The sequence below is a fragment of the Halanaerobium sp. genome (genome assembly GCF_003070835.1).
Map to the genome: position 1 here is coordinate 1 of NZ_QBLR01000255.1, position 5,044 is coordinate 5,044.

The following is a 5,044-nucleotide window of genomic DNA, read 5'->3' on the forward strand; positions in this document are numbered from 1 at the left end:
CTTAAATTTTTTGTATCTCCATTAGATTTAATTTCTAACTGATCTAAATTATTTCCGCCTAAAATTTTAAAATAACTATTTGATAAATCAATTTCATTCTCCAATAGTAAAATCCAGTTGTCTTTAGAAAAGTATCTGCATAATTCACTGTAGCTAATGTCATTGAGCCAACTTTTTAGTTTATCTTCAAAGAAAAATAAATAACTTTTTCCATTAGAAATATTATGATTTCTTTTCTTTAAAAATTTATTTTTATCAATACTAATTTTAAACTCAAAATTAGTATCTGTATACCTTTCAAGTCGTTCGGTGTAAGTATCCAGTTTCTCTTTATTATAAGTAATGGTATTAAAGCTTTTATTTCTACCACTAATTTCGCTTGTATTTATATGGATAGTAACAGCTTTTTTTAATAGTGCAAAAAGTTCATCATAATTAATATTTAATATTTCATTAATTTCATTCCCGGTTAATTGACTTGTTATTTCTAAATATTCATCATCTTCATTATAGGCAGTATCAGGTAATTTATCTAAGATATCTTTTATAATTTTCATTAAATCTCTCATATAAACACCACCTATTTAATATTATAATCATAATTATCAGTTTTAATAGAAATCTCATAACCGCCATCTTCCAGAGATTTAACTTTGATATATCTTTCCTCATCATATAAAACTTTATCTAGTCTAATTTGAATATCTTCTCTGGTTTTTATTACTACTTTTTTATTATTAATAATTTCTTCATCAGGTTTAAATTCATAATCTCCTATATCCTCTGATATTAAAAATTCAACATATTCTTCTTGATTTTCCTCAGATATTACATCAGAAAACTCTCTAATATTTATTTGAGATTTTCTTTCCAGGGTATTATACATATAACTAATAATCTCTTCGCGCTCTTTACTGTCTTCATACTTTTCATTTACAAAATCAATTGTAGAATTTTTAAATACTCTGGTTTTATGTTTATCATCTTTTTCTAATTTTGCATTTAAAAAATTCCTTAGAAAAAACTGAGCAATATCTTTATCAGCAGACTTAGAATTGGTCTGTTTATCTAATATAACAATATCAAAATTATTATCATTATTTTCAGGTTGAATAAATGCTGATTTTTGTAATTTCTGATTTAAGTTGGGGAGACTACTTCTTTCATCAACAACTAATTTTGTTTTTGTTTTTCCATCTTCAGTTTCTTTAACATCATGTATATAAATTTCATTATAATCCATTTTTAATAATGCTAAATAATTATTATTATTAGATTCAAAGCTAACCACAATTAAATCAGCCGGAGATATTGTTTTATTTGACATAGATATAAATAACTGATTCGCGATTTCTTTACTACTTTTTACAAATGTATCTGGATTTTCAAAAATATTATTACAACTTATTTTAACGGAATTATTTTCTCCTTCAAATTTAGCTGCCCTAGTTTTGTCATCATTAACAGATTTTAAAATATGCTTTTTTATAAATTCTTTTATTTTATCATCTAGTTCCAGAGTGTAATCACTCATTTTCTTGAATTCTTCTCTATTATTTAAGATATGTAATATAGCATTTTTTATTACCGGCTCTTTAATATTTCTCATCGTTTTGTTTATGCCTCCCCTGTTGAATTCATTATAATACATTTGTTCGTTATTATCAATTTTTCTTTTGCTTTTTTTAGTATCCAATGATCAATATAATGTCCATATGTACCTTTTTATAATAATCTTTACATTTAAGCTAATTTTAAGCTATTACTATATTTCTCTATATTTATAAGTTTTCCTGCCATTATTTAATATTCATAGCAAAATAGCAACCTTATAAAATTGCAAATTAAGCTTCCCTGCAGCCTTAAGCGCTAAAATTTATGAAAGTACTCGGCTTCACCAAAATAAAAAAACTCTCACCAGATTTTATGCCTCCAGTGAGAGTAGTTGCTTTTGTCAAGCAAAAGTGTAAAATATTATTTGACATTCACATCCCCAGCTAAATTTAATTTCAGATTAGTGAGTTTTCTGTTTCGTTATCATATTGTTCTAATTCCTCAGCTGCAGATTTAGCATCCTCTAAACTAACATGTGGTTTTAATTCAACAATTTTTTTTGCAATCTTAAAATTATCAGTAATACCTTCAGTATTTCTAACATATAAAGCAGTTGCTACCTTTTCAAGTTCTTTAACAGATTTATTAGCTAATTTGTCAACTACAAAATTAAGTTCTCCATTATATTCTCTGATTAAATCATTATATTTGTTCTCCAATAAATCTGCTCTTTTGCTCGGCTTAAATGAAGCACCAAAAGGTCTGCGTGGTTCCATCACTATAAAATCATCTGCCCTTAAAGCACCAAGTTCATCCCTTAAATCAAAAGAAAATGGACCATGTTTATATAAAATGAAATCGTAGTTTAAATCTATATTAAAAAATTCTTCTAAAAAATAGGTTAATTTTTGTATATGAGTTTCGCCAGTCCAGCTGCCCGCATCCTGCATTTTGCGAATTAAAGCAACAGTTAAAGCCTTCTTTTCCTGGATATTTAACATTTTAAATATCATCCTCCTTTAAAATTGCCTCTTTATTAGCTTCTAGCCATTTATCTGCATCTTTTTTAAAATCTGAGTTTATAAAAACAAAATCCACTTTCACAACTGGAATATTATTTAAAGCATCAGATATGTTAACAGAAGATTCAACTTCTCCGTTATTTAATAAAACAGGAAAATCATATGTACCCCCGGTAGGATGATAACTATCATATCTTACATTCTCTTTCCCAAATTCTTCTTTGGCAGCTTCATAAATAGCTGTATTTGGATCAATATTAATCTCCATATCTCCCGGATTAGGAGAATATAATACTTTAAAGTGATTTCTTTCTAAAATTCTTTTTGCATCCTTATGACCTGGTTTATCCTCATTGTTTAATGCTTCCCGCATAACAACTAAGATTTTATTATCAGTTAAATTTAAATGAAAATCCAGATCGTCAGTAATTTTATCTTTCCCTAACCAGGATTTCATAAAATCTTTTAAATGTATATCATAAATTCTTCTAACCCGATGCATATAAACCTGAGTAAACATATAATATCTGGCCAGTAATAAAGATTCGGCTGTATGAATACCTCCAATTTCAATACCCAGTGCTGGTTCTTCAGTATCTGCATATTCTTTAGGTAAAATTCTTAAAGTATCAATTAAACGAAAATGATCAAAATTTCCATAAGCAACTCCAGCATGATAAGAATCTCTTAAAAGATAATCAATTCTATCTACACCAAAAGAATCACCTGTTATTATTTCTGTTAAGATGCTTTCCCAGTCTGAAAAAGTAAGGTCCGGTAGTTCTTTAGGCCCGACTGCTAATTTTTTGATATCATCTGTTCTCAAAGGTGGTGTCATTTCCTGCCAGATTTCTTCAAGTTCATCTATAATATTTGCAGTAAAAGTTTCATGACTGCAACCTTCTTCCATAAGTTCTTTTTCTGCTGCATGTGAAAAAGGAATATGACCAAGATCATGACATAAAGCAGCCATTCTAATAACTTCTTTCCAATAATTCCTTTTGACTGAATCATTTACTTCCGGAAATTTATCTTTTATTTCATTATGAATATTTTCAGGATCAGTGACAACATCATAAACTCTACTTGCCAGTTCCATGACACCTAATGAATGTTCAAAGCGATTATGAGTTGCTCCTGGATAAACTAGATATGTTAATGCTAATTGGTGAATATAGCGCAAACGCTGAAATTGTGAAGAATCTAAGACTTTTCTTTCCTCCGAAGAAAGTTTAATAAAAGTATGTATAGGGTCTCTAATCTCATGAGTTAGCTTCATATAATTTCCCCTTTCACATTAACTAATTTATAAACAAATTATAAAACAAATGTTCACAAAAAGCAAGTTTATTTTTAATTTTCTGAAAATGATTTTTCGGATTAACTATCCTTATTAAATAGTCTAATAGAAGATAGTCTGCTGCATAAACAAGTGCCTGTACACTAATTATTATGATTGGAGTTATTATAATACAGTAAGGTTTGCCCCCAAAAAGACTAAATAAATATCCTTAAATAAAAATAATTAAGGTTGTAAGCAGTATATTTATCATTTTTCAGTAAAAATAAAATTATATAGTGTGAAAAAGATCTACTGGGACTATGAGGTGGCCAGTTCTAAGCCTTTCAGCAGCTTTTTGAAGTTTGCTGCTGCAACTTTGAAGCCAAACCATATTTTTTGACATACTTCGCCCCTGACAGGCATATCATCGACATCATATTTGCGTCTGAATACAGAAGGTATTCCTTCTACTCCAGCTCTCTGGTTGCATTCTTTGATGTATTCTTTTTCACCCATTGTTTCTCTCAGTTTTCCTGTTTCATATCGTTGTTCAGTAAAACTGACTGAATTATGCTTTTTATTGCTTTTGATTCTGCACTCTGATTTTAGTTTGCAGGCAGCACACTTTTCTTTATCAAAGATGGCATAGAATGAATTCTTATCAGGATTTTTCTCCTGATAATCAGGTTCCACATCATTGGCACAACTTAAAACATTTTCATAGTCAGAATCAAGATTAAAGTTTTGATAATAGGTCATTTTGTCAGCAGCAGGTTTTTTACCTGTTAGTTCATCTGGCATAAACTGAATACCTAAAGTTAAAGCTTTTTTAGCAAGTTCATATGTATAATAGGCTCCATCCATAAAGATTTTAAGCTGGTTATCAATACCGGTGTTTAAGGCAGGATCATTATTCAGTTTTTCTAAAATATCAGCACTGAATTTCTGATCGGAATATATATTGGGTTTTAAATCATAGTCTGTTATCACAGAATTATCATCGTCAAAAACCTCCAGCACATTTGCTGTATAACCGATGTTACCTTCATATTTTTGCCTGAAAGTTGCCTCGGGATCACTGGGATTCTGCAGAATATCGGATTCCAGTTCTGTACCGTCTTTAGCTTCAATATTATCAGGATCAAGATCATCAAAATCATCGTCATCATAATCTGTTTGTTCACCA

Annotated in this window: 5 protein-coding genes; all 5 read right to left on the reverse strand. The window is 29.2% G+C overall.

Going from position 1 to position 5,044, the window contains the following annotated elements; all coding sequences use genetic code 11:
• Window positions 1-569 (reverse strand): hypothetical protein (locus tag CI949_RS16720; protein WP_290768420.1); only part of this gene is annotated, 569 nt, incomplete at its 3' end.
• Window positions 570-580: 11 nt separating this feature from the next.
• Window positions 581-1,609 (reverse strand): nucleoid-associated protein, encoded by a 1,029-nt coding sequence (locus tag CI949_RS16725; RefSeq protein WP_158531745.1) that lies wholly within the window; start codon window positions 1,607-1,609, stop codon window positions 581-583.
• A 400-nt stretch (window positions 1,610-2,009) separates the two neighbouring features.
• The gene (locus CI949_RS16730) at window positions 2,010-2,555 is read right to left on the reverse strand and encodes a hypothetical protein (RefSeq protein WP_290768424.1); all 546 of its coding nucleotides are present in this window, start codon (window positions 2,553-2,555) and stop codon (window positions 2,010-2,012) included.
• A gap of 1 nt (window position 2,556) precedes the next feature.
• Window positions 2,557-3,855: an HD domain-containing protein gene (locus CI949_RS16735; RefSeq protein WP_290768428.1), complete on the reverse strand. Its 1,299-nt coding sequence runs from the start codon at window positions 3,853-3,855 to the stop codon at window positions 2,557-2,559.
• 321 nt (window positions 3,856-4,176) lie between these two features.
• A partial coding sequence (locus CI949_RS16740) for a transposase (protein ID WP_290768430.1) occupies window positions 4,177-5,044 on the reverse strand: 868 nt, incomplete at its 5' end.